This is a genomic window from Kosakonia sp. Marseille-Q7440 (assembly GCF_965119485.1).
The window spans coordinates 2483197-2507757 of record NZ_CBCPLT010000001.1; the positions used below are offsets into that span (position 1 = coordinate 2483197).

Below are 24561 nucleotides of genomic sequence, written 5' to 3' on the forward strand. Positions count from 1 at the left end.
GGTGATCTGGAATGCCTGCGCCGGGCTGGTCAGTGCCAGCACCGTGCAGCCGTTACGGATAACGTCAATGCCGTTACGCAGTCCAGCGACCTTATAGCGCATACGGGCGATGATTTTCCGCCAGGCCTGCTGCGCTTTGAGGGCGGGCATCACGTCGAGCTCATCCACCAGCGCGTTGCCGATTTTAAAGCCGACAATCGTGGCCGGTTTCTCCATTGAGCGGCAGATGGTAGTGCCGCGGTACTGCCTCCCGGCGTAGAAATGGACCTCTTTATTGCTCTCGTTGATCTGGACCTTAAGGCCCCAGTCGAACGCCACCTCCTCAACCGTCGGATAGAAGATGTCGCGGATTTGCGGATAGGTCGGAGCGAAGTAGCCCTGGTTGATCTTAGGGTGTTCCCACATCCCCTTGCAGATGCCCCCGCAGCCCACCCACGTTTTACCGGAACCGAAGCCCGCCACGTAGGCCTTGAATTTATGCGGCATCGCCAGAAACTGCGCCTGCGGTACGTTAAGGGTCGGCGATATCCCCGTCATCGTCTTTCCTTACGCGAGCATCCGCGACGTTAATGTTTATTGCCACGGGCATCGGTACCTCATCTTCCGGATCTGCTGCCAGCTCTTTGCGGAGTCTTTCCACTTCCAGCTGGCGACGTTCGATTTCGATCTGCTGCAGCTGCTGCGCAAACTCGCTATCCGCCAGGCCAAGCCGCTTCATCACGGCTTCATACATGCGCTCACGGCTGATAGCTGTAATCTCAACGCCGTTTTTACCGAGCTTGATGCCGGAATACGCCAGACGGGAAACAGGCGGCAGCTTACGGGTATCAGCGAAATACGGCTGGCCGATGCCGTCACCATTACAGCGAGGGCATGCCGGGTTAGGTTCCCGGTTGTGGTCATAGCCGTAACCGCCAACGTCCACAGGCTCTTTACCCTTTTTCTCGATTGCTTTAAGCCGATGCTCTTCAAACTCAACCATATCGCGCCATTGATAGTTATGGCCGAAGCCATGACAGTAGCGGCACGCACCACGGCGATATTGCGAGAGCTCGTTTGCGTCAAAAGTAGCGAGCTGCCACATCTGTGCCAGCACCTCATCAGCACTGGCAAGCGTTCGCATCAGGGAGGCCTTTTGCTGTTTCTCAATAGCAACGGCAACTGAAGTTTTCTGAAGGAGCTGATAACCAATTTGCTCAGCAGTCTTTGCACTGTATCCGGCACGTATAGCGGCCTGGGTGGCGTTGCGGTCTTTCAAGTATTCCGCCACAAAGATTCGCTGCTGCGCTGTCAATCCGTCGTTTTCAACCAGTGCATTAACGTCTTTTTCCTTCTGCGCATTGCGCACTTTTTTCTGCGCAGATTTTTGCGCACTTTGCGCTGCGTGCTTTTTAATGTACCGGCGCGCAGATGAATAATTCAGTCCCTGCGCTTCACACCATTCTTTTGGCGATACACCGCTTTTGGCGTGCTCAGACAGGAACCGACGTTGTAGGTCTCCCCAGTCCGGCTTTGCCATAATTAACCCTTAACAAATGTCACTTTATTTTTTTAACAGGCGGCGAATGAGGCGGGCCTCTTCGCGCTCAATTGTGCTGCGGTGGTTATAAAGCATCACGCCGCGCTGGCCGGTGTAGGCGATATGCTGAACGTCGCGATACGGGACACTATCAATAGTGACCTGCATAAAGCTTCCTTTTAGATGAGAGACGGCCGCATGGTGAATTCGACCGAGAAACCAGTTTTCCTCAGACTGCGACCGAACGACGTTCAAAAGTTTGAGGCGTGTGAAGCGCAATAAAAAAGGCCGCCTTAGCGACCTGACAATGAAAAAACGGGCTGATTAGAGGAGTTTGATTTTCACGTCATAACCTTCGAGACCCGTCATCGACTCGCGACCAACAAACTGGATTTCAGAGACTTCTTTTCCTGTTTTTTTTCTTAATTCTGCAATCTTCTTAGCTATCAGGGCGGAGATCTCTTCTTCTGCCTTTTGTATCAGAGCGTCATCTTTCATCTTTACCTCTTCTGGTATGTCTACTATTCCCATTTGCATGCAAGGTGACAAGTGTTGATTAACTGTCCAGAACCATAACTGTTTATAAATTATAGACTATCTGCATAACAGACGCTCGATGGAGATACACTACTGTAGCTGTTGCGGTAAAGACTCTTACTCCATAAGCGGTCTCGCATTCATCACGAAAAAAAGCCCCTACATCTCTGTAAGGGCTTGGGCATATGGTGCCGGGTGCCTCCCGGTGAGCCTTTAGGTTAACCACCTGTGACCCGCTGCTTCAATTGATCACGATTAGCGCTAGTGAAGAAGAGCCATCAGGTTACTTAGCCCCGCCGCTAAGGGGGATTCACCATAATTTGTAAACAAGGTAAGCCATGCATTCAGCTTTCTTCTCGATATTCTGACGCCAGTTATCGAGCCTGATCAAGGTCGGATCACAGTGAACTGTTCACTGCAGAGATAACTTCTTCTTGTGTAAGCTCACGATCTGAAGCGACATAAATCTCGGTATGATCGCCAGTTAATGAATGAATTCCTGTAAGCATTATTTTTAGCGACACTTCATCGCCGTTAGGATAACTTCGCATCACGCAGGTTAGAGATTTGGGCACATTAACTGCTTCTACACGCTGCGAGTTAAAGAAAACCAAAACTTTTCTCATAAACTTACCTCGATCCGGTCATGCATGTGAGTTAAGTAAAATGTTACTTAAACTTTAAACGCAAATATCAAGAGAGGGTTATGCAACTGCATGAGCATTGTAATAGTACTTAGAGTTCAGCCCATATGGATCCAGAAGCATAACGAGACCGCCTGTTAATAAACAAGCGATACACATCCTGATGAATCTTTCTCAAGAGGTTACTGAGTCTATACGTAAAAAAAAAATTAAATACCCTCGAAAGAGAAATAATCGCAATTGTATTGTTTGATAGCATGTTTGAGTGCAATAAGCCTGCAGGAAGAGTGTAATCAGCTAGTTTATGACGTATGTTTTAGCATTTCTCTTATCGTATCCACCAGCGCATATGCTTTGCCATTGCAACCAGTTCTGACACTGTACAGCCTTTTTGAAACGGAGTGACCTGCCCCACCTTTCTTAAATGCTGTAACCGCGTAGCTTTGTCATAGACGCCCCCCAACTAAGATTCATCTTAAATGACGATAGTAAAGTCAGGCCTAAAATGCTCAGCGCACGGTGCAAACAATACTCTGGCATTTCACAACAGGAAGTTAAAAATGAAGATTCACATTGTAACTCTGATAGCTAGCGCATTATTGCTCCAGGGATGTTCAGCTTTTGACAAACATCATGGTGTTAACTGGGGCGACGGAACATGCCCGGCCCCGACTGCGAGCGAAATTGATAAAGGTCACCTCAAGATTGAGGATGGTAAAACTCTCAAATGCCAGATCAGACCTTACGTCAGTAACATGGCTTGCCAGGGTATAACTGACAAAGTCAATACAGATGGGGTAATATGCCAGAATGGCCTGGGGGCAAACATATTATTCATCTTCGACAGCAATGGCGTGCTTAAAAGCCATAGAAGGCTCTAATCAGCTGAGCTTGCAGGATACCTAATATGAGAATCCTTCATCTTTAATATGATGAAGGATATTTACGTAAGCACCCCTAACGCTCAGCCCTGCATCCCACACTATCTGGCAACTTGTCTCGATTCTGTTCTTAAGTGTGGACACCTCGAGTTTTTTCTCAATCACAGCCGCTCACGCTTGTTGTTTAGTAATTGTGTGCGACAGTTAAATCTCCTCACTGTGGCTCCTACCCACACCAGGGGATAGCTCATGGATGAGCGCGTCAAGAAGATTAAATAGCTGTAAAGACCCGCATTATTCCTGTTGCCCTCATTTAGAGGGCATTTTTTTCATTTTCAAGCCCACCCGCAGATGAGCTTTGTAATGACTACTTCCCTTCTGTCTGCTTATCCCACTCTTCGCGGAATTTAACCGGATCGTCGAAGCCCTGAGTCATTTCATTTTTCATGCTGCCTGCCCTCTTCAATCTGCCGGATGGCAGCGCGGTCGATATTGCACTGCCCCACCAGCCCGTATAGCTGCGCACTGAGCTGAACACTGTCACCGAACGTCATTCCGTCCGGCGGCTCAGGCGCATCAATGCGGGATGTCAGTTCTGCCGGCAGGCTGATTTGCGGCTGGCTTATTGTCCGGTACTCCACCAGCGGCTTTTGCTGCGGCGCGCAGCCGGTCAGCAGCATTGTCAGGCACGCGAGACTGGGCACACTTATCAGCTTCAAGGTATTGCTTAATTTCATTCTGTAGCTTCCGGTTCTTCTGTGCGGTTACAGCGCGCTGTTCAGTGACCTGACTCATCACTTCGTTCTGCTGCCTGACGGCGGTGACCAGCGCGCCCACGCTGGCGGCCAGACCGTCATTCTTTGAGCGCAGATCGTTAATCTGGTCGTCTTTGCTGTTCGCCAGCTTTTCCAGCCGCTCATTAGTGGCTGTTAACTGGGCGTTACGGGTATTCAGCCCCCACAGCGCCACGCAAATCAGACCGATAACAATGACGTGTGAGTAGTTCTTGATGAGGTTGATCAGGTTCATGTCAGAAACACCTCTCTTTCACGCTGACGGCGTGGCAGGAGAATATCCGGATCGTTACCGGAGCGTTTCCACATCAGGAAAGCATCGGCCGCGCCGTGATATTCATGGGCATTAAGCCGCTTAAGGACGGTGGAATCTTCAAAGGCAGTTTTGCCGATATTGAAGACCAGGCTGCATAGCGCGTCGTACTGATTCTGGGTAAGCGGCACCTTAACGCTGACGTTAATAGTTTTCTCAACCCAGGCGATATCAGCCAGAAGCTGTGCGGTTGATTTTTCTTTGCTGATAGTCAGCGTGGGAGTAATTGCCCGGCCATCCACCGGCCCGGTGTGACCGACGCCGATCGTCAGAACGCCTTTGGTGTCGCGATACGCTTTCAGGCGCTCGCCTTCTTCGCGCTTAATCAGGGCAATACCGTCAGGACTGATTTTCACTGTTATCTCCCGTTCTGCGGTTAATCCAGCCGCGCAGCTTCTCGCTGATGTAGTCATTGCCGACATACCCGATGTACACCGCAAAAACCTGAGCGGCTGTATCAGGCACGTTCCAGTTAAGAACACCACCGACAACCTGAAGCGTCGGCGCGGCGAAGAATGCCAGCGCGCTGCACGATACAGCGTCGAGAACACGCTTACTCCATGAGGACTGTGCATAGGCGCTGCGCAGCAGAGAAAACATGCCCGCTACGCCCGCATATCCCCATTCTGTTTTATGGCTGTATAGCCAGGCGATAAGACCTGCCCAGAAACCAGCGTCTTTGTCCGGCATACGTTTCATCTCCACCTCCGCCTGTAACGGGTCGGTGCTGTGTGATTTAAAAGGTCAGGAGACAGGGTTGCATGCGACAGCTTGGGCTTGATGCTTTTCCTGTGGACTGAAATGAAGAAAGCCGCCAGATTGCAGCCTTTAAAAATAAGAATTAGAAGGTTTAGTACGCTATCTGAGTTTTTCCGACTGATGCGCTAAGGGCAGCACGAGAAAAAAACTCCATTTAAAGGGGACAGAAATATCTGAGAAGTTAATCTTTTCTTTAAAAAAAATTATTTTTAAGTTTAAGCGTGTATGCTTGAGCAATCTATATCACTTAACTCAAAAATTATTTACTCAAAAACCTACTGATAAAAAACAACTTTTCCCTAGGTTCCGACCAATGATTATTACTAAGGAACCATTGTGAAAAATGTTGACACTATTGTAGGCGAAGCAATTTGCGCTTAATGAAAAATCACCCCCGTGAAGAATTTAATCGAGAGCAACTCATAAAAATACTTCAAGAAATGTATGTAGAAAGGTATGAAAATAGCCTTTCAATCACTGAAATCAACGATTATGAATCAGCATTAAAATCAACAATTTTCAAAAAACATGAAGATAGATAGTTATTTTAACAGTTACAGAATCGACTATTTCAAGAAATAAAAAACCCCGCGAAAGCGAGGTCTTAAGTTTGTTTTCGTACAGGCGCTATATGCCACGATTTGAAGCATAATCGACAAGTTCGGACAAAATCAAGCTTTATGTCGTTAAAGTGCTAAATTATGTTGTCTTCGTCGTGATATTTGGTTGCAGACTGGAATTCTTTTTCAGCTTTGGCCTCTTCCTGCTTACAAATCTCCACCAGCGATTCAATAAATGGCTTCCAGTTGCGGGTCCATGTTCTGACATGCAGATCCGGCAGGCGCCGAATGATTGCCTTGTGTGCAGCCGTTGATGGCACTGAAGAGAAGCCAATGCCGGAGCATCGCTCACAGGTTTTGAATACCGGCGCGCCCCGCTCTTTCGTCGCCACTCGATCGAGTACTTCCCCCTTCCCGCCGCAGCGGCAGCGCGCAGGAATGATGCCCTTACCGCCACAGGCTGTGCATGCATGTTTTACCTGCTCATGCTTAATCTTCGGGGCAACCAGCTCGACACCGTCAGCATCGAAAATACCCGGATGTTTGATCACATCCTCAATCCGGGAGAAAAAACCCGTACCGCTGCAGGTGGTGCAGGTGCTGCTGCTGGCTGCCGAACGGGCATACTCAGCAAAGGCAAACTGCGCCAGCATCTGCATGCACCAGCCAAACTCGCCACCAGCAGCTTTACGCACATTCTTCGGCGCAACATCCATCGCGTGCCGTGCCAGCGCCTGTACTGCGAGCTGCTCATCCGTTTTGCTGATCCCTGCTTTCCCGAAGAACGCAGCAAGACCGAAGCGCGCGCGGCTGCTGGTTGTGCCAATCGCTGCCATTACATCTGTACCAGTCAGCCTGTCAGGAGAGGTGCCTTTAACGCTGTCGCTGATGTTCATACCCTGAGGGCTGAAGTGTTTTAGTGAAGATTCAAGTTTCATGCGGCCTCCTGCTGTTTCAGTACTCGAAGATCTGCCCTGGCCTTGGCGCGGATGCCGTCCAGTTCTTCCCGGGTGTATTGGTGGGTTTCATTGTTGGACTCGAGCGCCAGCACGCGGTCTTCGCCAATCAGTTCGACAAGAGCGGCGCGGTATGCCTCGATGTTGCCTGATTTGTGGACGTTGCAGGCAGAGCACTGGAGCCATATATTGTCCGGATTAAAGCGAAGTTGCGGTGCGGCGGCCGTGGTGCGGTAATGCCCGGCATGCCAGGCAAAAGCGGTTTTGGTACCGCAAGAGATACATCCGTGCCCGGCGCCCAGCAGCATTTCGCGCCGCCAGTCATTGAAAGCGCGCTGAGTCATCTGCACCCAGTGCCGGATCGGCTTCAGCTCCTTACGACGCGCAGCGCGCCGCTGACGGCCAGCCTTCTCTTCAGTGCGCTGCCGCTGTAGTTCCTTCTGCTTAGCGGCTTCACGGGCTTTTGCTGTCTGTTCTTTACCGATGGCGCTGGCACACTCGAAGCTGCAAACCACCTGCCCTTCGCGGACCGGGTTGAACCACTCGCGGCAGCTCAGGTTTGCGCATTTACGACGAGGTTTCTTAGCCATGCTCAACCCCACGCCTTGCTTTGCCATACCCGGCTCGGGCGCGGAGGATGATTGCCCTCCGGCAGCTGGGCGCTGACGGTCCAGGTGATGAGATCAGGGTTGAGGCTGCGATCGACCTTAACGCCGCGGCGGCGGTATTGTGCCAGCAGCTCTTCTGCCTGCTCCGTGGTGCATTCCATGTGATAAAACCAGGTCTCTTTCATCGACTCAGCCCCCGAAGCTCAGCAGCTGCGCAGCAGCGTTCTCAGCCTCGCGCTGGTCTCTGAATGCCCTGGACAGGATCCAGCGCCACAGAACATCGAGCGCAGCTTTATAGAGCTGCTGAAACTCGGATTCGTCCATATTGGCGAAGGCGATGCTGCGGGGATGTTTCCGGAGGGTTCCGTCAGGCAACTGGATGGCGTCATAGTGCCCGGACTCGATAGTCACCCAGGCACGATAGGCGTCGAAGGATTTGCAGGCGCTGATGCTGCCCGTGCGCTTATCGGCGATACGATCGAGGTACTGCTCAGCAGCATCCAGCAGCGCGGTTTCGCTCCCGCCGAACGATGCCAGGTATTTGGCATAGCCAGTAACCAACCTGCGCTCATTTGAGGAGATCGCTCCGCCAGTGGGCTCCCAGTATTCGAAGCCGAGATTCAACAGAGCGAAGAAACGGCGGTGAAAGGCCGGGTTGCGGACCTGTTTGAAATCGGCCACCAGCACGGCGCCAAGCTTACATTTTGATTGCAGGAAATCGCTGGTCTCCGGCGTGGCGGGGATCAGGATATTGGAAGAATGCTTAATGAGTTGTAACTGCGCCATGGGATTCTCCGTGGCGCATCAGGTCAACGGTTGTTCAGTCCGTTGATATCATAATATCAGAGGGTTGTTCGAGGCGGTAGCCGAGGCGGCGAAGAAAACGCGTTCCGGACGACAGATTGAAAATACCTTCATCCTCCATCAAAGGGCGACATGAAACCATGCCATTTTTGATGTAGACGAGGTTGCGGCTTTCGAGCGGCATTGACCCGATAAGCTTGCCGTCTGAACGCCTGACAATATCGTACCAATCGCCTTGGTCCTGACTTTCTTTCACAAAAACCCCCTTCTTTGCTATCAACAGATACGTCCTCCCGGCGGGGAGAAATCCATTCCATAGAGCCAAAATAACAAATCGCGCAAATTTCCTAATAGGTTCGCCGGAAGAAAAATGAAAATTTTTTCTGGCGTGATATAACCTTACATTAAATTACTGTATGAACAAACAGCATTTATAGTTTTGGCTCAAATATGCACAAGAAAGACACTTTTAAAGAAATGAAATTATATATTTGATTTAAATGATTATTTTTGAAAAAAACGCTTAAGGAGCGATCGTTTTATTGAATAGATGCCAGCGTCAAAAATGTCGATTGTAAATACCGGATCGGCAATCACTCATCATACTGTTGGACGCTTATGTCGAAGTCGATAGTGTGGGCCGTCTCTTATTTCGCTGCCTAAGGTAGGTAGTTTGTTGCTACGACGCCCCCGTTAATTAATCGGCTTAATAGAAGGATTTGCCCCTATCAATCGGTAATATCGATTATGTTTAAGTCACCCTACCACGCGTATAAAAAGACCTCCGGAGAGGCCCCTGGTGTCGATATTGGTATCCCCATATAGCTTATATGGCAGTTCGAATTAAGCCGCCCTCTCCCCTACCAGACACATTTCAGGCAGATTTGCACGAACCAGCGCCTCAGCGAACGGCGGCGGTACCGCGTTACCGCAGCGCGCAACCTGTTTGTCTTTGGCGTAGCGAGTGCCCATGTAATCGCGGTCGATGATGTACCACTCCGGGAAGCTCTGCGCCCGGTACAGCTCGTGGGGCTGGAGCATGCGCCCTTACGTGATGGAACGCAGAATGCATGAAATCGCAGGTGCATTTCTGCATCTGTGACAAGGTGAGGAGTTCATATTGTGGTCGCATTTAAGTCCCCTTAAATGCGCTGAAGCCGCAATCGGGTGTTCAGGCCGACTGCGATTTAATTATTGCTGGTTGACTATTAAAAATCAATCAATACTGATATGGAGGAATTTGGTGCCTTGCGATCGCGTCTTGAGGATTATCAGGGAAAACACCATCTCGAGTTGCGATCAAGTATGTTGCCCCACCAAAAATATGTCTAACAACAAAATAATCTTTCATAATCGGCGTTTGTGTCTGATCTGAAGCAAGTGCCTCGGTTGGCAACTGAATTATGGACTCTCCGTTATAGTTCTCAAGTGTTGCAATCTTATATTTACGGACTTTATCGCAAGCTAAAAAATGAGTGCTCACTTCCCTTCCTCTTGTTTCAGGTAAACCGCATCGCTACCTTTCGGTATAGTTATCGACTTCTCACGATAAAACTTCAGGCACCTAAGGAAGTAATCTCGCAATTGCTCTGACTGCTCGAGCATCACCACCTCAGCGATAACCGATATGTTAAGGCGCTATTTGTAGGCAAGTCCGGAAGCCGTAAGGTCAACGTTAACCGTGTCCTGATCTTCATGGGTTCTGACTGTACTGTTCAACTTCTTCATAAACATTTTCCTGCAGAATTCCTCATGCTATATATTACATAAATTTTTCTGACAAGGGAGATTTTCGTTATGTGGGCAACTGTTTTCACAACGGTTTTTTCAGGTGTAATCGTATATGTCTTAGGACAAATTTTAGTCAAATGCGTACTAGATCCTTACGTTTCATTCAAGGAGCACTTAGGGAGAATATCATCTCTTTTTCTTCGCGAGCAGAGTAAGATAATGAACGTTAAACTGAGCAGTGAACTCGTTAATGAGTTAAAGTCATCTTCTGGTCTATTAATAGCAAAATCAAAAGCAATCCCTTGCTATGATTTCTTCGCCAGAATGCGCATGGTGCCCAATTATAAAAATGTTATCGATGCATCTCAGCACATGAATCTGATAGCTTCCACGCTTGAGGAGGTCGGAGCTTACGAACCCTACTCCAATCGCCCAATTCCTACAGGCAGTGGCACAATCACATCTTCTCTTAATGCAATAGGTGATAACCTAAATATAATCGTTAACTATTCAACTTATAAGTAGTAACTTTTAATCACAATCCCTTAGCGACTTTTCAAATCCGCGGGGGATAGCTATTTGCCTGCTCCTACTGATGACCAACGGCCACCAGTTCTTTGTTGCTCAGTGAATCACTCATGCCCGTACACTCCCGATAATTTTGTGGATCTGATAGCCCTGCCAGTTCTGGCGGCATACATCGGCCGCTGAAGGTGCTGCTGGTAACCGCGGCTTTGGCTGTTTGATTTTTTCCTGCCAGCGCTGTACCAGCTGGTATTCCGGATGCTTCGGTTTGCCGATATTTTTGACGATCCCGGCCGTACCCAGGCGCTTGAGACGGTCGTAGGCCTCACGGATGTCGCAGCCGAGCAGCTTGCGGATCTGGCGGGGCGTTGCCGGTCCGTTTGTCTCGATGAAATCAACGATGGCTTTTTGCTTCGGTTTTAAGCGATTGCACATAGTCACCTCACTTCGCGATGCGCAGATGGCTGACGTTTTTGCGATAACTCGCCCAGCCAAAATTGACCCAGATACCGCCGTCCATCTGAAGGCGATCCATAACGCGTGCGCCAAGAGTGGTGACCAGCTCGCCATGATTCAGGTTGGTCAGGATGCCCACTGGCCGCATGGCTGAAAGCCGGCGGTCGATAACCTGGTTGATGATCACCTTCTCGCCGCTGGAGCCGCGCTGAATCCCCACCTCGTCCAGCACCAGGAGATCGACGTTGCAGAGCTCATTCAGCAGTGACGATTCGGACTGCCCGTCGTCGTAGCACTCGCGAACGCGCAGCATGAGATCAGGGATGGTCACCACCAGAACGGAGTGCCCGACTGCCAGCAGGTGGTTGCCAATGGCCGCAGCCAGATGGTTCTTCCCGGTGCCCGGCGCGCCGCTGAAGACGAAGCTTGCGAACCCACCACCGAAGTTCTGGGCGTAGCTTTTCGCCATGCTGTACGCTTGGCGCTGTTCCGGGCATAACACGTCGTAGTTTGCAAACGAGCAGTTGCGGTGAAGGGCCTGTATGCCAGCCCTGCCAAAAATCTTTTCTGACCGTGCGCGCTGATTCATCCTGTCGATTTCCTCGGAGCGTTTTCGGCCCTCGGACTCCTGCCATGCCTGCCACTCCTGGGCATTGCTGAATTTTGGCTGCACGTTAGCCGGGATGATTTTTTTCAGGCGCTCAAGGGCGCTGCCAGTACCAATAATATTTTTCACGCCTACCCCCTGAACCCGTCTGGAATGTCGTTACCTGGCCGAGAAATTTGATTCACATCGCGCGCACCATTGCGGCTCTGAAGAGCAAACTTTGGCTTGAACAGGCCCTGGTATCCGTTAGCGATGCTGGCGTTAATCACGGCTATCGGATCATGGCCTTCGTTCAGGCATTCTTTCAGCAGGTTGAACGCCTTGGTAACGGTCAGCTCGGTTTTAATGGGCTTACCAGACTGGCGGCGATAAGCGATCCACTCATTCCACGCCGCAGCATTCAGCCATACAGGAACCGGGATGCTAAGCGGATCAAACTTCACCTTCCCCCTTGGGGGATTAGAGGGGGTTAGATCTGTATTTATATTTGTCTTTGGAAGAATGTCTTTGGTGTTCCCTGTTTTCGGGGATACCTTTCCCTGTTTTCGGGGATAACCATCCCCGTTTTCAGGGATGGTTTGAGGGGTGTTTTTACCATCCCCGTTTTCAGGGATAGCTATACCTGTTTTCAGGGATTTTCTTCCCTGATTTTGGGGATGGTTATCCCTGCTTTCAGGGGTAGAAATTACCCATATACCAGCTTCAGCACGCGGAAAATCCGCCGGGCATTTCATGCAGTTTGGCTTGGTATAAGCCCACTTATCCAGACTGGTATTGATCCCGATGTATCTGGTTTGCCCGATCCGGCGCAGGATAATGATGTTCCGGTACGCGAGGCTTAGCACCGCCTCAGAAACATGCTTCACTTTAATCGTTGTTTTGTCTGCGATGAGGCTGTTGGCGATACGGTCGGATTTTTTCGACCAGCCATACGTCAGACGAACGATAGCGTTCAGCACCCGGAACTCACGACCCGATAACTCGACGATACATAAGGCGTCCTGGATCTGATTGGCTAAACGCAGATAGCCCTTATCCAGATCAGCCATGCGACTCTCCTGTTGCGCCGGTTCTGGCGCAGGAAATTTGTATATTTCAGCGGTGTTTGACATACTGTTCTCCGCAATCACGCTCAGTTTTTGCAACCGAAAGCCGTTGCTGTTCCACCAGCGCGGCTTTCACCCTTTTCAGACCTGTCATACAACCCCCAGCATCGTTGTTACCATTGCTATTAGCGGCCCGGCCAGATCAGGCTCAAGCCGAAACATCGACACGATCCCCTCGCTCATTTCCTTCAGCTTCTGATGCCTGGGCGCATCCAGTAAAATGGCCTGCTTCGCCTCAGCCACCTCCTTTTCGGCAAGCGCCAGACGCGTCAGCTTGCATTCACCGCCAACCAGCGAGCCACGATGCTCCAGCGGCAAAACGGCCAGAATCGCAGGCGTCAGCTGGCGCACCCGTTCGCGGCAGTCGTCGGTATCGAAACGGTTATCGAGCCAACGGAATAACTTCTGCCGGGCGCGGCTGATATCTGCCGAAAACTCGATTCCTTCCCCGCCGCAGCTGCGCCATTGATCCACGATATGAGCGGCGACAACATCCTGCCCTGCAGCTGCTGCCCAGGCGCGCACGGCGTCGCGGATGTCGCCAGGGTCCGGCAAAGCGTCAACGGCTTGAGAGCGATTTATCATCGCTGCCTGCAATAAAGGATTACTCTGTTGATATGTAAGTGTTTGCATGGTCAGTTCTCCTACTTAGGTAAACCATCAGTGGGGTTCGGGTAGAGATCAGGGCGCAGTTCGTGGGGGGTTACGCCTGTCATTTTGAAAATCGGGAAGATGTAGCTTGGCGGGACGATCCCTTGGTCACGATTCTTCCAATGACTTACAGACATACTCGTCACACCAAGCGCGATGCTGAGCTTTCTGGCTGAGCCAGCGGCTTTAATAGCTTTATCGAGTGCGGACATGTGCTTCTCCTGCTTATTGATAGCAGAAGTAAACCACAGATTTATACTTCATGCAAACTTTGGATTTATTGTGTGTATAAACCAAATATTTACAATGGCCCTATGAGAAAAGAAGAACCCAACCTCGTTCTGGTAGAGCGCCTTACTGAGATCACTGATCGCGGCGTTACCAAAGCAGACATGGCACGAATAGCTGGAGTCACCCCTCAGGCGGTAAACGGCTGGTTCAAAAAAGGCGTGATTAGTAAGAAATCGGCGCTGGCCATAGCCGACGCTGTAGGCATTTCTGTCGCCTGGTTACTCGGTGAGGAAGTTGGCGAAAAAGACGGGCTCAAGCCGGACGAACAGCGCCTGCTGGAGCTCTACCGCCAGTTGCCGGAAGAAGAGCAACAGAACATGCTCCGCATCTTCGCGATTCGCCTGAAGGAACTGGATGAGCTGTATGAGAAGTACATGAAGGGGCGGATTCGGTCGCATGGAGATTAGATTTATATCACTTCGATCTAATATGTGTAGGCATACAGTGAGGCTATATACGCAAAAGCAGTGAAAATTTTAACGCCTGTGCAACCTACTTGGTATTTGAATATTTTGATCTGATTGTAGGTATCTATAAGCAGCCTAAATTAGAGGATAATATGAAGGATCTAAAAATACTCTCTGTTAATACAGGGAGAATTATCAATAAAACAACCAAAGATACAAGAATCACCCATGCCTTCACCGTCGAAAAATTCCCCTTTAAGCTTGATTTTTCGATTGGTGCAACAGTAATGTTCATGCGCGATGCTCCAGAGTTCGATTTACGATTTGACATTTTTTCGCCTAGTGGAAATGAGCTAGATGAAGTCCTGCATGAATTTGAGCCTGATTACGAAAATGTCTTCGTGTCTGATGATGGGACTATAATTTTCGAGGTACGCCTCACCCCCGAACAACACATTGCATATACTCCCGGCGTCTATATTGTACGCGCCACATTAAGAAGCGAAGATGATGACATTCTGGATGAGATGCAGACTAAGTTTTACCTGTGCAAGTCATTGAAGGAGGTAATTTAGGTGGGTGATGTAATTAGAATCAAACCTAGCAGCATGGACACTTCCATAAAAAACGCTGATACTAAACCTACAGGTAACGGCAATGGTGGAGATGGTGGGATGTTCGAAGCTCGAGTAGCTAAGCTAGAAGCTAACGTTGAGGATATTAAAGCAAATCTCGCCGAAGTAAGATCTGATATTCGGGATTTGCGTAATCATTCTACTGATACTAAACGTGATGTTGCTGTCATCCTCCAAAAACAGGTTGATATTGATGAGAAATTGTCAAAAAAACCTAGCGTTAGTGAAATGAATAGCGCGATTTCATCAGCAGTGAACAAACAAATAGCTTGGACAGTCGCAACAGGTGTTGCGATTCTTGGCCTCGCAAAATTTATGTTCTAATACTGACATTAATCAGAGCTCTGCGCCGAGATTCTTACCCACTAGCTCCGCAGCCAAGCAGCCCCCCCGCCGAACTCTCTGATCCCGACCTTAGCGTCGGGATTTTTTTTGCCTGCGTTTAGGCAGACGCGTCACAAAAACCAGCCATATAAACCTCAGATTTACAATTAACATTAACCCTGAGTTGACACAGATATAAACCAGTGATTTAATCTAACTCACCAAGACGCACCACGAACCACCCAGGCATGGAGCCCATGAAGTAGCCGCCGACGGCATACGAATAGTCGGATGAGGTGGAGTGATTAACGCGCATCAGGTTAAACAAACGTTCTGACGCCGGGAAAGACCGGGAGGATGAGATGGCAACTACCAATCATGCAGTACCAAACAGCGGGAAAGCAGTAGCGATGCGTAACCAGCGCACCGGCGCAGCATGGCTTGTTTCGTTCAGCTATACCGAGGGACTTTACTGGCACGAGCCGCTGGGCAACCTGCGTCACATTCGTCGCCCGTACGCCTCGCGCCAGATTGAGCCGCACCTGGTGCCGGCGGGCACACACTGATGAATACGTTATTCGCGTTAGTGCTGACCGTGGGTATGACCAACGGCGATTTTCAGGATGTGGTACTGGGCGTTTATGAAGACCAGCGCCAGTGTGAAGCGGCTGCCGTTGAGCAGCATGTGGCGGGCGAGTGTTTCGAAGTGGAGCGCATTGTCCGTAACGGCGAACAACCAGCCGTGACCCTGTAACGAAAAAACCCGCCGAAGCGGGCTCTACGTCCGGTGACACCGACCAAAGTTCCACCGGAATTTTTACCAAACCAAAACGACACCCAATGGGCGCTATCTATGGCCCGGGGATCTTACATCCAAAAATGAGGATCTGACATGGAATTTTTCCATCTGCTTAAAGCCAGTCAGAAGTCTGGCAAGAAGGACGCTGTGATTTGGTTCACTGCGAAAAGTGCAGCGCGCGCCAATCTCCAGCTCGATGTGGCGCTGGAAGAAGCAGGCATTGAAGAAACCGGCCGCGGTAAAGATTACGCAAAACCGATCCGCACCGATTTTCCGGTGGTTAGCGACCTACCTGAAGAAGGCACCGTGGATTACACCTGGTGTGAACGCTACGAATTGCAGGAAGACGGCCGCACATGGCTGCCAAAAGCTGGTGCTGAGTCGAATGAAGTCGTGGGCAACACTACCGCACCGGTAACGACCGTTAAAGTCGAAACTACCGACGAGAGTGTCACGCTTGAAAACCGCACTCCAGCGGTCCGTTTTGCCTTCCACCTGACCAGCGACAAATATCAGACGCATATCACTAAAGAGCAGCAGCTAGCTGCAAGCGAAATGTCACTGGATGAAGGCAACACCTATCTCCATAACCTGCTGCTGGCGAAGAACGACATCCCTGAAATTGCCGAACTCAGCCTGAACGCTGAGTGGAAACTGGTTCAGGTCGTTAAAGACGTTTTCCCGCAGGATAAAGAACACGAACCCGCGCTGCTGGCTGCTTTCATGTCGAGCTGGGTAAAAACAGAAGTCAGCGAGCGCGCCCAGCTTATTGAAGACTGGCTCGGCGGCAGACTGCCAGTCCCTGAACTCATCACCACCAGCGATCTTGGTGATGATGCGCCTGTTTCCAATGCAGAAGATCAGCAAGATGCTACGCCCGAAGAGGTTGCCCAGGCCCACGTACAGGCATTTCGCGATAGGGACATTACTGAACTGCACGCTGTTCCTACGCTGTCGTTCCGTCACCGCCTCCTCGCGCAGTTTATTACCGAGAAGGAATACGCGTACCACATCGACAATGAACAACTGAGTACTGTGCGCCAGCTGGAAATGGACACCGATAACTCCTACGTGCAAAACCTGCTGCTGGCCGCCGAGAATGTCGAGGGGATGAAAAGTCTTCGTGACTTCGAGTTCTGGAGGCTTACCGATGCTGTTAAGCGCGTATTTCCTTCTGACAAAGCGACGCCTGATTTATCCCTGATGCTCCAGTTCATGAAGGCATGGAAAACAACGGACTATATCGATCGCGGCCTGCTCGCTAAGGAATGGATTAACGGTAACCGGGTTTCAACTATTCAGCGCACCGACACCGGCACGAACGCGGGCGGCGGCATCAAAACAGACCGTAATGCAGACTATGAGCATACGTTGGACACACTGGATATTGAGATCGCCTGCGCAACTCTGCCGATGGATTTTGATATCTACAATATCCCCGGCTCTATTCACCGCCGGGCTAAAGATATTGTTGCTGCAAAAGAAAGTCCCTGGAAGGAGTGGTCCGCAGCACTGCGTAAAACTGCAGGTATCCTGGATTACTCGCGCGCTGCAATTTTTGCGCTCATTCGTGAAGCATCCTCAGGCATAACACCGTTTCCGGACCGCATGACTGCCTATATCAGCGCGACGCTCAATGAATATAAGCATGATACACCTGAGGCCAGAATCCTCGCCGCTGCGCGTCAGATTGACAGCGCGGCCGTGGATGCCCGAGCCATTGAGGGCACCGAGCCGTCACACCAACTTGTCACCACCGCACAGCCAGAAGTATCCAACCTCGGCGGCGGCATGTTCTCCATCCATGGTCTGCTGGGTGAAAAAGCAAACCCGGTCATCAATACCCCCTCAAATGAAGTCGAAAAACAGGAAGTGGAGAACGTCGATCATGTGCAGATGGAAGAGACTGACCCGAGCAAAGTCGAAGCTTGTAATGCGTTACCAGCAGTCGAAGTCGCTGATGAAGCTGCTGCGCAAACAGTTTGCGTAAGCCCGGCGGGTATCCTCGCCGCTGCCACACCGGAACTGACGAGCAACGTTGCCGCCGATCTGGACCAGAATATCGATGCTCTTAGCCAGGATGAGCCGGAATTACCTCCAACCGAACCAGAAACGACAGAAATAGAACCGGTAGCGGATATTTCCGAGCCAGAGGCTGCTGCTAAGGAATGGCCAGCTTACTTCGAGCCAGGCCGTTATGAAGGTCTGCCGAACGACGTTTACCACGCCGCTAATGGCATCAGCAGCACACAGGTGAAGGATGCCCGTGTCTCCCTGATGTATTTCGAAGCGCGCCACGTCTCTAAGACCATCCAGAAGGAGCGGTCGAAGGTTCTCGACATGGGCAATCTGGTGCATGCGCTTGCGCTGCAGCCGGAGACGCTGGCCGCCGAGTTCAGCATTGAGCCGGAGATCCCGGAAGGTGCATTCACCACCACGGCGACGATCCGCGAGTGCATTGATGAGTACAACGCCAGCCTGCCGCCGCAGCTGAGCGCTGACGATATCAAAGCGCTGCTGGAGGCCCATAACGCCACCCTGCCCGCGCCGCTGCCGCTGGGCGCAGCAGTAGACGAAACCGCAGAAAGCTATATGGCGCTGCCGGAAGAGTTCCAGCGCATCGAGTCTGATAAGAAGCAGACCGCTGCAGCTATGAAAGCCTGTATCAAAGAGTACAACGCCACCCTGCTCGCTCCGGTGAAAACCAGCGGCAGCCGTGACGCACTCCTCGAGCAGTTGGCAATTATTAATCCCGACCTGGTAGCGCAGGAAGCGCAGAAACCGTCACCGCTGAAAGTATCCGGTACCAAAACGGATCTGATTCAGGCGCTCAAAGCGGTTCGCCCGGATGCCGTGTTCGCCGACGAACTGCTGGACGCCTGGCGCGAGAATCCGGAAGGCAAGGTACTGGTGACCCGCCAGCAGTACGCCACCGCGCTGAACATCCAGGCAGCGCTGCATGCTCACGCAACCGCAGGGAAACTGCTGCAGCATCCTGATCGCGCCGTTGAGACTAGCTATTTCGGCATCGACGAAGAGACCGGCCTCGAAATCCGTGTGCGCCCTGACCTTGAGCTGGACGTAGATGGCGTGCGTATCGGTGCCGACCTCAAAACGATTTCTATGTGGAACATCAAGCAGTCAGGTCTGCGGACGAAGCTGCACCGTGAAATCATCGATCGCGATTACCACCTGAGCGCCGGTATGTACATGGAGACGGCAAGCCTCGACCAGTTCTTCTGGATCTTCGTCAACAAGGACGAAGGATATCACTGGATTGCCATTGTTGAGGCCTCTCCGGAGCTGGTGGAGCTGGGCATCATGGAGTACCGCGCCACGATGCGCGCCATTGCCAATGCTTTCGATACTGGCGAGTGGCCAGCGCCGATCACTGACGATTACACCGACGAACTGACTGATTACGATCTGCGCCGCCTCGAAGCGCTGCGCGACCAGGCATAGGGATAGAAACATGGCAAACGAACTGATTAACATCAAAGCAAATCTTGATACCGAACTGGTACCGGTAAAGTCACTCCTTCCGGCACATGTCAGTTATGACCGATTCACTAATGCTGCAGCGGTGGCGCTTGCAACGAACCGGGATCTTTTCAACGCAGATCGTCAGTCTGTCATCAATGCATTAACCGCATGCGCTAAGGATGGACTGATCCCTGATGGCAGGGAAGCTGCTCTGGTAACGTTTAAAAAGAAGCAACCTGACGGAAGTAAAATCCCGGTAGCTCAGTACATGCCGATGATCGATGGGGTAATGAAGCGTGCACGCCAGTCAGGAGAAATATCGGTTATCGCCACCCGCGTAGTGTATGAAAACGACACATTTCGCGTCTGGCTGGACGATGAAGGAGAGCATGTTCTTTACGAGCCATGCCTCGGTGAGCGCGGAACTATGCGGGGCGCTTTTGCATACGCGAAAATGAAATCCGGCGAGCTTCAATATGAATGGCTCAACATTGACGACATCAATAAAGTCCGTGCGGCCAGCCGTAACAGCGACAGCGGTCCGTGGGTCGACTGGTATGAGTCAATGTCCAGAAAGTCCGCCGCACATCGCCTTTGCCGCCGCCTGCCTAATAATTCTGAAATTATGGAAATGCTGGAGCGTGGTACCGAAATGGTATGGCAAAAAGAAAAGGACATTACCCCGCCGCGAGCCACGTTGGATGTGATAACCGCAGACGTCAACTCTGACAAACCTGAGGTGGCAAATGCAGCACAGGAGTCGACTGCCAATATCGACGTGCTGGCCGATGAATTTCGGGATCGCATTGAAGCGGCTCAGTACGTCGACAACGCCAAAGCAGTGCGGGTGGATATCGAAGCGGCCAAAACTGCTCTCGGTTCGGCGCTATTCACTGAGCTGAAAAACAAAGCCGTACGGCGCTACTACCTGGTAGACGCCCGCAACAAGGTGGAAGCGGCGATCAACTCCCTGCCCCAGCCTGACGAACCGGATGCTGCAGAGCAGTTCACCAAAGCAGAGCAGGCACTGGCTGCTGCGAAGCGCCATCTGGGCGACGAGCTGTATGACCAGTTTGCCGTTACCCTGCTCGATATGAAGCCTGAATACGTGGCATGAGGGAGGCGGGAGGGGCACCCCTCCCGATAATGAGATGAGCGAGATAGAAGATCCCCGCCTGCTGGCGAACACCGAGCGGAACTGCTGGGATGTGTTTTACCAGGAGCGTGCCGAATGAGACTGATTAACCGAAGCAGTAAAGATTCCCCGCTGGCCCGCAGGGCGTGCGATGCAGCGTTGGCACGGCATGTTGAACGGTTCGGTGCGTATGCCAGCCGGGCCACGAGCAGCGTGTACATAGTGCTGGTTGACGGAATGAAGGTGAAGGTAGAGGTGGAAAACCGCAGCACCAGCTACGTGGCCACAGCGATCATCGGCGCTCGACGTCTGCGTGCACTCGCCGGCCGGATGTCTTGATATCGAATTATCATCAAACAGCGCCTTCCGTCCCTATAATCGGGTGGTGGGCGCAGGAGAACAGAATGGCAAAGCTTCTTAATTTGGTGGAATGGGCAGCCAGCGTATATTCCACCCCTCCCTCACTATCTACCCTCCGCAGATGGGTACGTGAAGGCAAGATCTATCCTGCCCCCGAGCTACACGGTAAAGAGTATAAGCTCCGCCCGGATGCTATCTATGTTGATCCGAGCAAGAAGAATTTGCGCTTAAAACCGCAGCATCTAAAAATTCCGTCCAAAGGGACTTTACTGGAGAGATTACAGAATGCAGAGGCCAGCCCGTTACGACGCTAACCTGCCCCGTAACCTGACCTTTCGCAAGAGAGATAAGCTTTATTCCTGGCGCAACCCAATAACCGGCCAGGTAATCTATCTGGGCCGCATTGATCGCAGGGAAGCGATAGCCCAGGCTATTGAAGCCAACAGCTATCTTGATCAGAACTACATCCCCTCCAGTCTACTTCAGCGCATAAAAGAAATGCCCACCCTGACTATGGCTAAATGGCTGGAGAGGTATGACGTTATTCTCGAGCGAAGGGAATTAAAACCAAACACAATGAAAGTTCGCAGGAACCAGATTGAGACGATCAGAAAAGAGTTCGGCACCATCGCTCTTAGCGCAGTTACAACAAAAGACATTGCGGAATTTTTGGAAACATACATTGCCTGCGATAAAAAAAGCATGGCTGCAGGTCTGAGATCTGTCCTACTCGATGTATTCAGAGAGGCGCTCGTGGAGGGCCATATAGAAAGGAACCCGGCAGAACCTACTCGCACCCCGGCACCAAAAGTTAAGCGGGAACGTCTACTGCTCGAAGCGTATTTTACGATTCGAGAAACAGCCGCTGCTAATTCAGTATGGGCGGCAAATGCATTTGATCTTGCGCTGGTCACGGCTCAGCGACGCGAGGATATTGCCATGATGAAATTCACTGATATCCGGGAAGACAGACTGTTTGTCATACAGGAGAAAACAGGGAATAAATTAGCCATCCCTTTAGACCTGAAACTGGAAGCGGCCGATCTTCATTTAAAAGAAGTGATAGAACGTTGCAGAGCGAACAATCCATCTGAGTTCCTGCTTTACTCGCCGGTGCGTCGGGGTGGAAGAAAGCCCGGACCACTGACGCCGGATGGGTTAACCCAGGCATTCTCAGATACCCGTGATGTCACTGTGCTTAAATTTGGCCCTTACCCGCCGTCATTTCACGAAATTAGAAGTCTGGCCAGTAGGCTTTATGAGAAGGAAAAAGGCGAAGAATTTGCGCAGCGGCTATTGGGCCATAAAAATTTATCAATGACCAAAAAATACTTGGACTCCCGTGGGGCTGAGTATGTTAGGGTTTAGACTGAATATAGAGAATTGGTGGAATTTTGGTGGATTTTAGTGTGAACACCTAAAAAAACCTTATTATTCAACAATATAAAAAAAGACCGAATACGATTCCTGTATTCGGTCCAGGGAAATGGCTCTTGGGAGAGAGCCGTGCGCTAAAAGTTGGCATTAATGCAGGCTAAGTCGCCTTGCATCTTAAGAATAGATGACGACACCAGCTTTTCCAGTCCGCGACAAATGTGGTCAGAAAAATCCGGTAATTGTCACGTTTATCATAAAAAAACGCAGGCGGTGTTAACCGGACCTGCGTTTTTTTATGCTGGATCAGGCGATTTTCATCAGCCCGTGCAGAGGGATTTCGCGCGCTCAATAAAGGGGGCGAGGCTCATTTTCTGGCCGGGATGGTCTGGGTCATCAACCTGAATGATGCTGATCGGCTGACCGGTGCTTTTACCGCTGTCGACCTGCTTCTGCGCGATATCATTGAGCGGATACTGCACCAGCGTACTGGGATTGATGGCGAACAGGGCATTGCCCGGTCGGCAGGTCAGCATTATCTCTTCGCGATTAAAGGCCCATTTCTCTTTGCCAACCTCGAACCGGCTGACGGTTATCACCTGCGGCGCAGCCAGCGCGGCGGCTGAGCTGGTCAGCATTAATACTGCAATCACACTCTTTTTCATTCTTTTCACCAGATTTATTCAAAAAGGCTCCCAGGTGGCAAACAGGCTTACCGCCGCCAGCACCAGCGCACCGATTATCAATTCTGCCCGGGTTAACGTTATAAAGCGCTGCCGCGCACTTATATCGCCCAGGCTCAAGCGTGGCACCAGAACATACCGGTTCACAAGCGCGATTGCCACCATCAACGCGACAAGCGCACATTTGAGCAACAGCATGCGCCCCCAGGCGCTCTGCCACGGCCACGCCAGCCCCTGAATCAACACCGCATTCATCATGCCGGTAAGGATAACGCCCGCCACCGCCAGGTGACCATAACGGGAGAAGCGCATCATCGCGCCAATAGCCGCAGGCTGGCTCCCATCACGCGTCAGCTGCATGCAAAACAGCACCGGCAGCAGGCCGCCCAGCCACATCGCCGCACACAGCAGATGCAGCGCATGGTTGAGGTGTTGCAGCACACCGGCAAGCCCTTCGCGCATCGCTGCGTGACCGAGACCCGCCGCCAGCAAAAACTGTAGCGCCGTCAGCAGCAGCAGCTTTCTTTGCTGCGCTGGCTGCAACAGCCCGGCAAAGAGGGTCAGTAGCGCGAGGAAGATTTGCCAGGCCAGCAGCGAGCCTGCTTGCGTACCGACAACCGCGCGCCATATCGCGGGCTGCCACACCTCCGGCCAGCCGCCAGCCATCATCCCGCCCTGCACCGCATAGAGAAACAGCGCGCTCAATGCTGTCAAAATCAGGCAGACGCGCTGTAGAGGCAGGAAGTGTTGGGTAAGTGTCCGGCGCAGATCGTGCGGGGCCAGCCAGGCGCTGAACAGCGCGCTGCCAAATAACAGCATCAGGGCGGCGAAGTGGAGAAAGCGCAGCCCGACAAAGAGCGATGACAGCATGTTACTTCACAGAAAAGCTGTATTGCCCGTGAGTTTTATGGCCGTCGACCGAGACCACATGCCAGCTGACGGTGTACTTACCGGAAGTCAGGGGCTGTTCAAGCGGCACAATCATCTGGGTCTTATCTTTTTCGTTGCGCTTTACCGCCCCGGTTTTGATCGGCTTCTGCTGCGCGTCTGTCACTTTAATGCCGCTAAACGCAGGCTCAATCCCTTCTGAAAAGTTGAGCGTTAATGCCTGCGGTGCCGCCGTCACATCGGCATCCGCAGCCGGGTACTGCCCTTTGAGGTGGGCATGCGCCAGCACCGCCGGGGCGACAAAAAGTGTGGTAATGAGGGCAAAAGCGCGTAAGCGCTGCGTCGGGGAGATAAGCATAGAATCATTCCTTTTTGTTATGCATACGATATAGAGGATAAACCTGTACAATAGTTGAGTCGAGTCTCATCGCCGCCACGCTTGTCTTTCTGCGACAGCCTTAGTAACTTTTGCCGCCTGAACTGAGGAGAACATCATAATGACCAATCTTGCGCAGCTCGAACAAGAAGAGATGGATAAGGTGAATGTCGATCTGGCCGCCGCAGGCGTTGCCTTCAAAGAGCGCTACAATATGCCGGTGATTGCCGAAGCGGTTGAGCGCGAACAGCCCGAACATCTGCGCGGCTGGTTTCGCGAGCGTCTGATTGCCCACCGGCTGGCCTCCGTATCGCTCTCTCGCCTCCCCTATGAGCCGAAAGTGAAATAATGGAGC

General features: G+C 51.4%; 33 protein-coding genes and 3 pseudogenes. 11 read left to right on the top strand and 25 right to left on the bottom strand.

Annotation, left to right across the window (positions count from 1 at the left end; translation table 11 throughout):
• Window positions 1–60: 60 nt before the first annotated feature.
• The 22 genes and pseudogenes from ACWPW2_RS11530 to ACWPW2_RS11635 all read right to left on the bottom strand — a co-directional run.
• Window positions 61–537: pseudogene (locus ACWPW2_RS11530) on the bottom strand (terminase large subunit domain-containing protein); the annotation flags it as partial.
• Entirely contained in the window at window positions 512–1519 is a 1008-nt protein-coding gene (locus ACWPW2_RS11535; protein WP_454123115.1) for a terminase small subunit, read from the bottom strand. The gene ACWPW2_RS11535 and the pseudogene ACWPW2_RS11530, both read right to left, overlap by 26 nt.
• 24 nt (window positions 1520–1543) lie before the next feature.
• Window positions 1544–1687: a hypothetical protein gene (locus tag ACWPW2_RS11540; protein ID WP_420778315.1), complete on the bottom strand. Its 144-nt coding sequence runs from the start codon at window positions 1685–1687 to the stop codon at window positions 1544–1546.
• A gap of 156 nt (window positions 1688–1843) precedes the next feature.
• Window positions 1844–2017, bottom strand: coding sequence for a GnsA/GnsB family addiction module toxin (locus ACWPW2_RS11545; RefSeq protein WP_420778267.1), 174 nt, complete (start codon window positions 2015–2017; stop codon window positions 1844–1846).
• Between the two features lie 437 nt (window positions 2018–2454).
• Window positions 2455–2682, bottom strand: coding sequence for a hypothetical protein (locus tag ACWPW2_RS11550; protein ID WP_454123118.1), 228 nt, complete (start codon window positions 2680–2682; stop codon window positions 2455–2457).
• A 1336-nt stretch (window positions 2683–4018) separates the two neighbouring features.
• Window positions 4019–4261 (bottom strand): Rz1-like lysis system protein LysC, encoded by a 243-nt coding sequence (lysC, locus tag ACWPW2_RS11555; protein ID WP_420778264.1) that lies wholly within the window; start codon window positions 4259–4261, stop codon window positions 4019–4021.
• Window positions 4158–4610: an Rz lytic protein gene (locus tag ACWPW2_RS11560; RefSeq protein WP_420778263.1), complete on the bottom strand. Its 453-nt coding sequence runs from the start codon at window positions 4608–4610 to the stop codon at window positions 4158–4160. The genes lysC and ACWPW2_RS11560 overlap by 104 nt, the downstream gene beginning before the upstream one ends.
• Window positions 4607–5044 carry a lysozyme gene (locus ACWPW2_RS11565; protein ID WP_420778262.1) on the bottom strand — a complete coding sequence of 146 codons (438 nt, stop codon included), beginning with the start codon at window positions 5042–5044 and terminating at the stop codon, window positions 4607–4609. The genes ACWPW2_RS11560 and ACWPW2_RS11565 overlap by 4 nt, the downstream gene beginning before the upstream one ends.
• Window positions 5028–5387, bottom strand: a complete 360-nt coding sequence (locus ACWPW2_RS11570; RefSeq protein WP_312277249.1) for a phage holin, lambda family — start codon at window positions 5385–5387, stop codon at window positions 5028–5030. Before ACWPW2_RS11570 ends, ACWPW2_RS11565 begins: the two co-directional genes overlap by 17 nt.
• Window positions 5388–6141: 754 nt before the next feature.
• Entirely contained in the window at window positions 6142–6945 is an 804-nt protein-coding gene (locus ACWPW2_RS11575) for an antitermination protein Q (RefSeq protein ID WP_420778260.1), read from the bottom strand.
• Complete coding sequence (locus ACWPW2_RS11580) at window positions 6942–7553, bottom strand: recombination protein NinG (protein WP_420778259.1); 612 nt, start codon at window positions 7551–7553, stop codon at window positions 6942–6944. Before ACWPW2_RS11580 ends, ACWPW2_RS11575 begins: the two co-directional genes overlap by 4 nt.
• A 2-nt stretch (window positions 7554–7555) precedes the next feature.
• The gene (locus ACWPW2_RS11585) at window positions 7556–7756 is read right to left on the bottom strand and encodes a hypothetical protein (RefSeq protein ID WP_420778258.1); all 201 of its coding nucleotides are present in this window, start codon (window positions 7754–7756) and stop codon (window positions 7556–7558) included.
• A 4-nt stretch (window positions 7757–7760) separates the two neighbouring features.
• Window positions 7761–8357 carry a DUF1367 family protein gene (locus ACWPW2_RS11590; protein ID WP_420778257.1) on the bottom strand — a complete coding sequence of 199 codons (597 nt, stop codon included), beginning with the start codon at window positions 8355–8357 and terminating at the stop codon, window positions 7761–7763.
• Between the two features lie 34 nt (window positions 8358–8391).
• Window positions 8392–8631: a hypothetical protein gene (locus ACWPW2_RS11595; protein WP_042395679.1), complete on the bottom strand. Its 240-nt coding sequence runs from the start codon at window positions 8629–8631 to the stop codon at window positions 8392–8394.
• Window positions 8632–9218: 587 nt separating this feature from the next.
• A pseudogene (locus tag ACWPW2_RS11600) lies at window positions 9219–9419 on the bottom strand (DNA cytosine methyltransferase); the annotation flags it as partial.
• 175 nt (window positions 9420–9594) lie between these two features.
• A complete protein-coding gene (locus ACWPW2_RS11605; protein WP_454123123.1) occupies window positions 9595–9858 on the bottom strand; it encodes a hypothetical protein in 264 nt (87 codons plus the stop codon).
• Window positions 9855–10103 (bottom strand): annotated as a pseudogene (locus tag ACWPW2_RS11610) (DNA polymerase III subunit theta). Before ACWPW2_RS11610 ends, ACWPW2_RS11605 begins: the two are co-directional and overlap by 4 nt.
• Window positions 10104–10742: 639 nt before the next feature.
• The gene (locus ACWPW2_RS11615; RefSeq protein WP_420778255.1) at window positions 10743–11066 is read right to left on the bottom strand and encodes a hypothetical protein; all 324 of its coding nucleotides are present in this window, start codon (window positions 11064–11066) and stop codon (window positions 10743–10745) included.
• A gap of 7 nt (window positions 11067–11073) precedes the next feature.
• Window positions 11074–11823, bottom strand: coding sequence for an ATP-binding protein (locus ACWPW2_RS11620; protein WP_420778254.1), 750 nt, complete (start codon window positions 11821–11823; stop codon window positions 11074–11076).
• Window positions 11824–11825: 2 nt separating this feature from the next.
• A complete protein-coding gene (locus ACWPW2_RS11625; protein WP_420778253.1) occupies window positions 11826–12806 on the bottom strand; it encodes a replication protein in 981 nt (326 codons plus the stop codon).
• Between the two features lie 84 nt (window positions 12807–12890).
• The gene (locus tag ACWPW2_RS11630) at window positions 12891–13433 is read right to left on the bottom strand and encodes a toxin YdaT domain-containing protein (RefSeq protein ID WP_454123126.1); all 543 of its coding nucleotides are present in this window, start codon (window positions 13431–13433) and stop codon (window positions 12891–12893) included.
• Window positions 13434–13444: 11 nt separating this feature from the next.
• Window positions 13445–13663: a transcriptional regulator gene (locus ACWPW2_RS11635; RefSeq protein ID WP_001568772.1), complete on the bottom strand. Its 219-nt coding sequence runs from the start codon at window positions 13661–13663 to the stop codon at window positions 13445–13447.
• Window positions 13664–13735: 72 nt separating this feature from the next.
• Between ACWPW2_RS11635 and ACWPW2_RS11640 the strand changes: the two genes are divergently transcribed.
• The 10 genes from ACWPW2_RS11640 to ACWPW2_RS11685 all read left to right on the top strand — a co-directional run bounded on the left by ACWPW2_RS11640 (window position 13736) and on the right by ACWPW2_RS11685 (window position 22253).
• Window positions 13736–14149, top strand: coding sequence for a helix-turn-helix domain-containing protein (locus ACWPW2_RS11640; protein WP_420778251.1), 414 nt, complete (start codon window positions 13736–13738; stop codon window positions 14147–14149).
• Window positions 14150–14301: 152 nt separating this feature from the next.
• On the top strand, window positions 14302–14724 hold the full coding sequence (locus ACWPW2_RS11645) for a hypothetical protein (protein ID WP_420778250.1): 423 nt from the start codon (window positions 14302–14304) through the stop codon (window positions 14722–14724).
• On the top strand, window positions 14725–15108 hold the full coding sequence (locus ACWPW2_RS11650; RefSeq protein ID WP_420778249.1) for a hypothetical protein: 384 nt from the start codon (window positions 14725–14727) through the stop codon (window positions 15106–15108).
• Between the two features lie 362 nt (window positions 15109–15470).
• The gene (locus ACWPW2_RS11655; RefSeq protein ID WP_420778248.1) at window positions 15471–15674 is read left to right on the top strand and encodes a hypothetical protein; all 204 of its coding nucleotides are present in this window, start codon (window positions 15471–15473) and stop codon (window positions 15672–15674) included.
• Complete coding sequence (locus ACWPW2_RS11660; RefSeq protein ID WP_312209728.1) at window positions 15674–15862, top strand: DUF1482 family protein; 189 nt, start codon at window positions 15674–15676, stop codon at window positions 15860–15862. Before ACWPW2_RS11655 ends, ACWPW2_RS11660 begins: the two co-directional genes overlap by 1 nt.
• A gap of 138 nt (window positions 15863–16000) precedes the next feature.
• Window positions 16001–19369, top strand: coding sequence for a RecE family exodeoxyribonuclease (locus ACWPW2_RS11665; RefSeq protein ID WP_454123130.1), 3369 nt, complete (start codon window positions 16001–16003; stop codon window positions 19367–19369).
• A gap of 10 nt (window positions 19370–19379) precedes the next feature.
• The gene (locus ACWPW2_RS11670; RefSeq protein WP_454123132.1) at window positions 19380–20507 is read left to right on the top strand and encodes a recombinase RecT; all 1128 of its coding nucleotides are present in this window, start codon (window positions 19380–19382) and stop codon (window positions 20505–20507) included.
• A gap of 114 nt (window positions 20508–20621) precedes the next feature.
• Entirely contained in the window at window positions 20622–20864 is a 243-nt protein-coding gene (locus ACWPW2_RS11675; protein WP_420778245.1) for a DUF4060 family protein, read from the top strand.
• Between the two features lie 65 nt (window positions 20865–20929).
• Window positions 20930–21199 carry an excisionase gene (locus ACWPW2_RS11680; RefSeq protein WP_312466747.1) on the top strand — a complete coding sequence of 90 codons (270 nt, stop codon included), beginning with the start codon at window positions 20930–20932 and terminating at the stop codon, window positions 21197–21199.
• On the top strand, window positions 21171–22253 hold the full coding sequence (locus ACWPW2_RS11685) for a tyrosine-type recombinase/integrase (RefSeq protein ID WP_454123135.1): 1083 nt from the start codon (window positions 21171–21173) through the stop codon (window positions 22251–22253). The genes ACWPW2_RS11680 and ACWPW2_RS11685 overlap by 29 nt, the downstream gene beginning before the upstream one ends.
• A gap of 326 nt (window positions 22254–22579) precedes the next feature.
• On the opposite strand, the gene ACWPW2_RS11690 is transcribed toward ACWPW2_RS11685, so the two are convergent.
• From ACWPW2_RS11690 to yobA, 3 genes are read right to left on the bottom strand one after another with little or no spacing between them, the layout of a single operon-like run.
• Complete coding sequence (locus ACWPW2_RS11690) at window positions 22580–22924, bottom strand: YebY family protein (protein ID WP_023480140.1); 345 nt, start codon at window positions 22922–22924, stop codon at window positions 22580–22582.
• An 18-nt stretch (window positions 22925–22942) separates the two neighbouring features.
• Window positions 22943–23812 (bottom strand): copper homeostasis membrane protein CopD, encoded by an 870-nt coding sequence (copD, locus tag ACWPW2_RS11695; protein ID WP_454123137.1) that lies wholly within the window; start codon window positions 23810–23812, stop codon window positions 22943–22945.
• A gap of 1 nt (window position 23813) precedes the next feature.
• Window positions 23814–24188: a CopC domain-containing protein YobA gene (gene yobA, locus ACWPW2_RS11700; protein ID WP_023480070.1), complete on the bottom strand. Its 375-nt coding sequence runs from the start codon at window positions 24186–24188 to the stop codon at window positions 23814–23816.
• A 136-nt stretch (window positions 24189–24324) separates the two neighbouring features.
• On the opposite strand from yobA, the gene ACWPW2_RS11705 reads away from it, so the two are divergent.
• Window positions 24325–24555, top strand: coding sequence for a DNA polymerase III subunit theta (locus tag ACWPW2_RS11705; RefSeq protein WP_034813210.1), 231 nt, complete (start codon window positions 24325–24327; stop codon window positions 24553–24555).
• Window positions 24556–24561: the final 6 nt, after the last annotated feature.

Bases quoted from the DNA above. Each gene is read 5' to 3' on its own strand.
- ACWPW2_RS11535 (WP_454123115.1), bottom strand. From the start codon at position 1,519: ATGGCAAAGCCGGACTGGGGAGACCTACAACGTCGGTTCCTGTCTGAG.
- ACWPW2_RS11540 (WP_420778315.1), bottom strand. From the start codon at position 1,687: ATGCAGGTCACTATTGATAGTGTCCCGTATCGCGACGTTCAGCATATC.
- ACWPW2_RS11545 (WP_420778267.1), bottom strand. From the start codon at position 2,017: ATGAAAGATGACGCTCTGATACAAAAGGCAGAAGAAGAGATCTCCGCC.
- ACWPW2_RS11550 (WP_454123118.1), bottom strand. From the start codon at position 2,682: ATGAGAAAAGTTTTGGTTTTCTTTAACTCGCAGCGTGTAGAAGCAGTT.
- lysC (WP_420778264.1), bottom strand. From the start codon at position 4,261: ATGCTGCTGACCGGCTGCGCGCCGCAGCAAAAGCCGCTGGTGGAGTAC.
- ACWPW2_RS11560 (WP_420778263.1), bottom strand. From the start codon at position 4,610: ATGAACCTGATCAACCTCATCAAGAACTACTCACACGTCATTGTTATC.
- ACWPW2_RS11570 (WP_312277249.1), bottom strand. From the start codon at position 5,387: ATGAAACGTATGCCGGACAAAGACGCTGGTTTCTGGGCAGGTCTTATC.
- ACWPW2_RS11575 (WP_420778260.1), bottom strand. From the start codon at position 6,945: ATGAAACTTGAATCTTCACTAAAACACTTCAGCCCTCAGGGTATGAAC.
- ACWPW2_RS11580 (WP_420778259.1), bottom strand. From the start codon at position 7,553: ATGGCTAAGAAACCTCGTCGTAAATGCGCAAACCTGAGCTGCCGCGAG.
- ACWPW2_RS11585 (WP_420778258.1), bottom strand. From the start codon at position 7,756: ATGAAAGAGACCTGGTTTTATCACATGGAATGCACCACGGAGCAGGCA.
- ACWPW2_RS11590 (WP_420778257.1), bottom strand. From the start codon at position 8,357: ATGGCGCAGTTACAACTCATTAAGCATTCTTCCAATATCCTGATCCCC.
- ACWPW2_RS11615 (WP_420778255.1), bottom strand. From the start codon at position 11,066: ATGTGCAATCGCTTAAAACCGAAGCAAAAAGCCATCGTTGATTTCATC.
- ACWPW2_RS11625 (WP_420778253.1), bottom strand. From the start codon at position 12,806: ATGTCAAACACCGCTGAAATATACAAATTTCCTGCGCCAGAACCGGCG.
- ACWPW2_RS11630 (WP_454123126.1), bottom strand. From the start codon at position 13,433: ATGCAAACACTTACATATCAACAGAGTAATCCTTTATTGCAGGCAGCG.
- ACWPW2_RS11635 (WP_001568772.1), bottom strand. From the start codon at position 13,663: ATGTCCGCACTCGATAAAGCTATTAAAGCCGCTGGCTCAGCCAGAAAG.
- ACWPW2_RS11645 (WP_420778250.1), top strand. From the start codon at position 14,302: ATGAAGGATCTAAAAATACTCTCTGTTAATACAGGGAGAATTATCAAT.
- ACWPW2_RS11655 (WP_420778248.1), top strand. From the start codon at position 15,471: ATGGCAACTACCAATCATGCAGTACCAAACAGCGGGAAAGCAGTAGCG.
- ACWPW2_RS11660 (WP_312209728.1), top strand. From the start codon at position 15,674: ATGAATACGTTATTCGCGTTAGTGCTGACCGTGGGTATGACCAACGGC.
- ACWPW2_RS11665 (WP_454123130.1), top strand. From the start codon at position 16,001: ATGGAATTTTTCCATCTGCTTAAAGCCAGTCAGAAGTCTGGCAAGAAG.
- ACWPW2_RS11670 (WP_454123132.1), top strand. From the start codon at position 19,380: ATGGCAAACGAACTGATTAACATCAAAGCAAATCTTGATACCGAACTG.
- ACWPW2_RS11675 (WP_420778245.1), top strand. From the start codon at position 20,622: ATGAGACTGATTAACCGAAGCAGTAAAGATTCCCCGCTGGCCCGCAGG.
- ACWPW2_RS11680 (WP_312466747.1), top strand. From the start codon at position 20,930: ATGGCAAAGCTTCTTAATTTGGTGGAATGGGCAGCCAGCGTATATTCC.
- ACWPW2_RS11685 (WP_454123135.1), top strand. From the start codon at position 21,171: ATGCAGAGGCCAGCCCGTTACGACGCTAACCTGCCCCGTAACCTGACC.
- ACWPW2_RS11690 (WP_023480140.1), bottom strand. From the start codon at position 22,924: ATGAAAAAGAGTGTGATTGCAGTATTAATGCTGACCAGCTCAGCCGCC.
- copD (WP_454123137.1), bottom strand. From the start codon at position 23,812: ATGCTGTCATCGCTCTTTGTCGGGCTGCGCTTTCTCCACTTCGCCGCC.
- yobA (WP_023480070.1), bottom strand. From the start codon at position 24,188: ATGCTTATCTCCCCGACGCAGCGCTTACGCGCTTTTGCCCTCATTACC.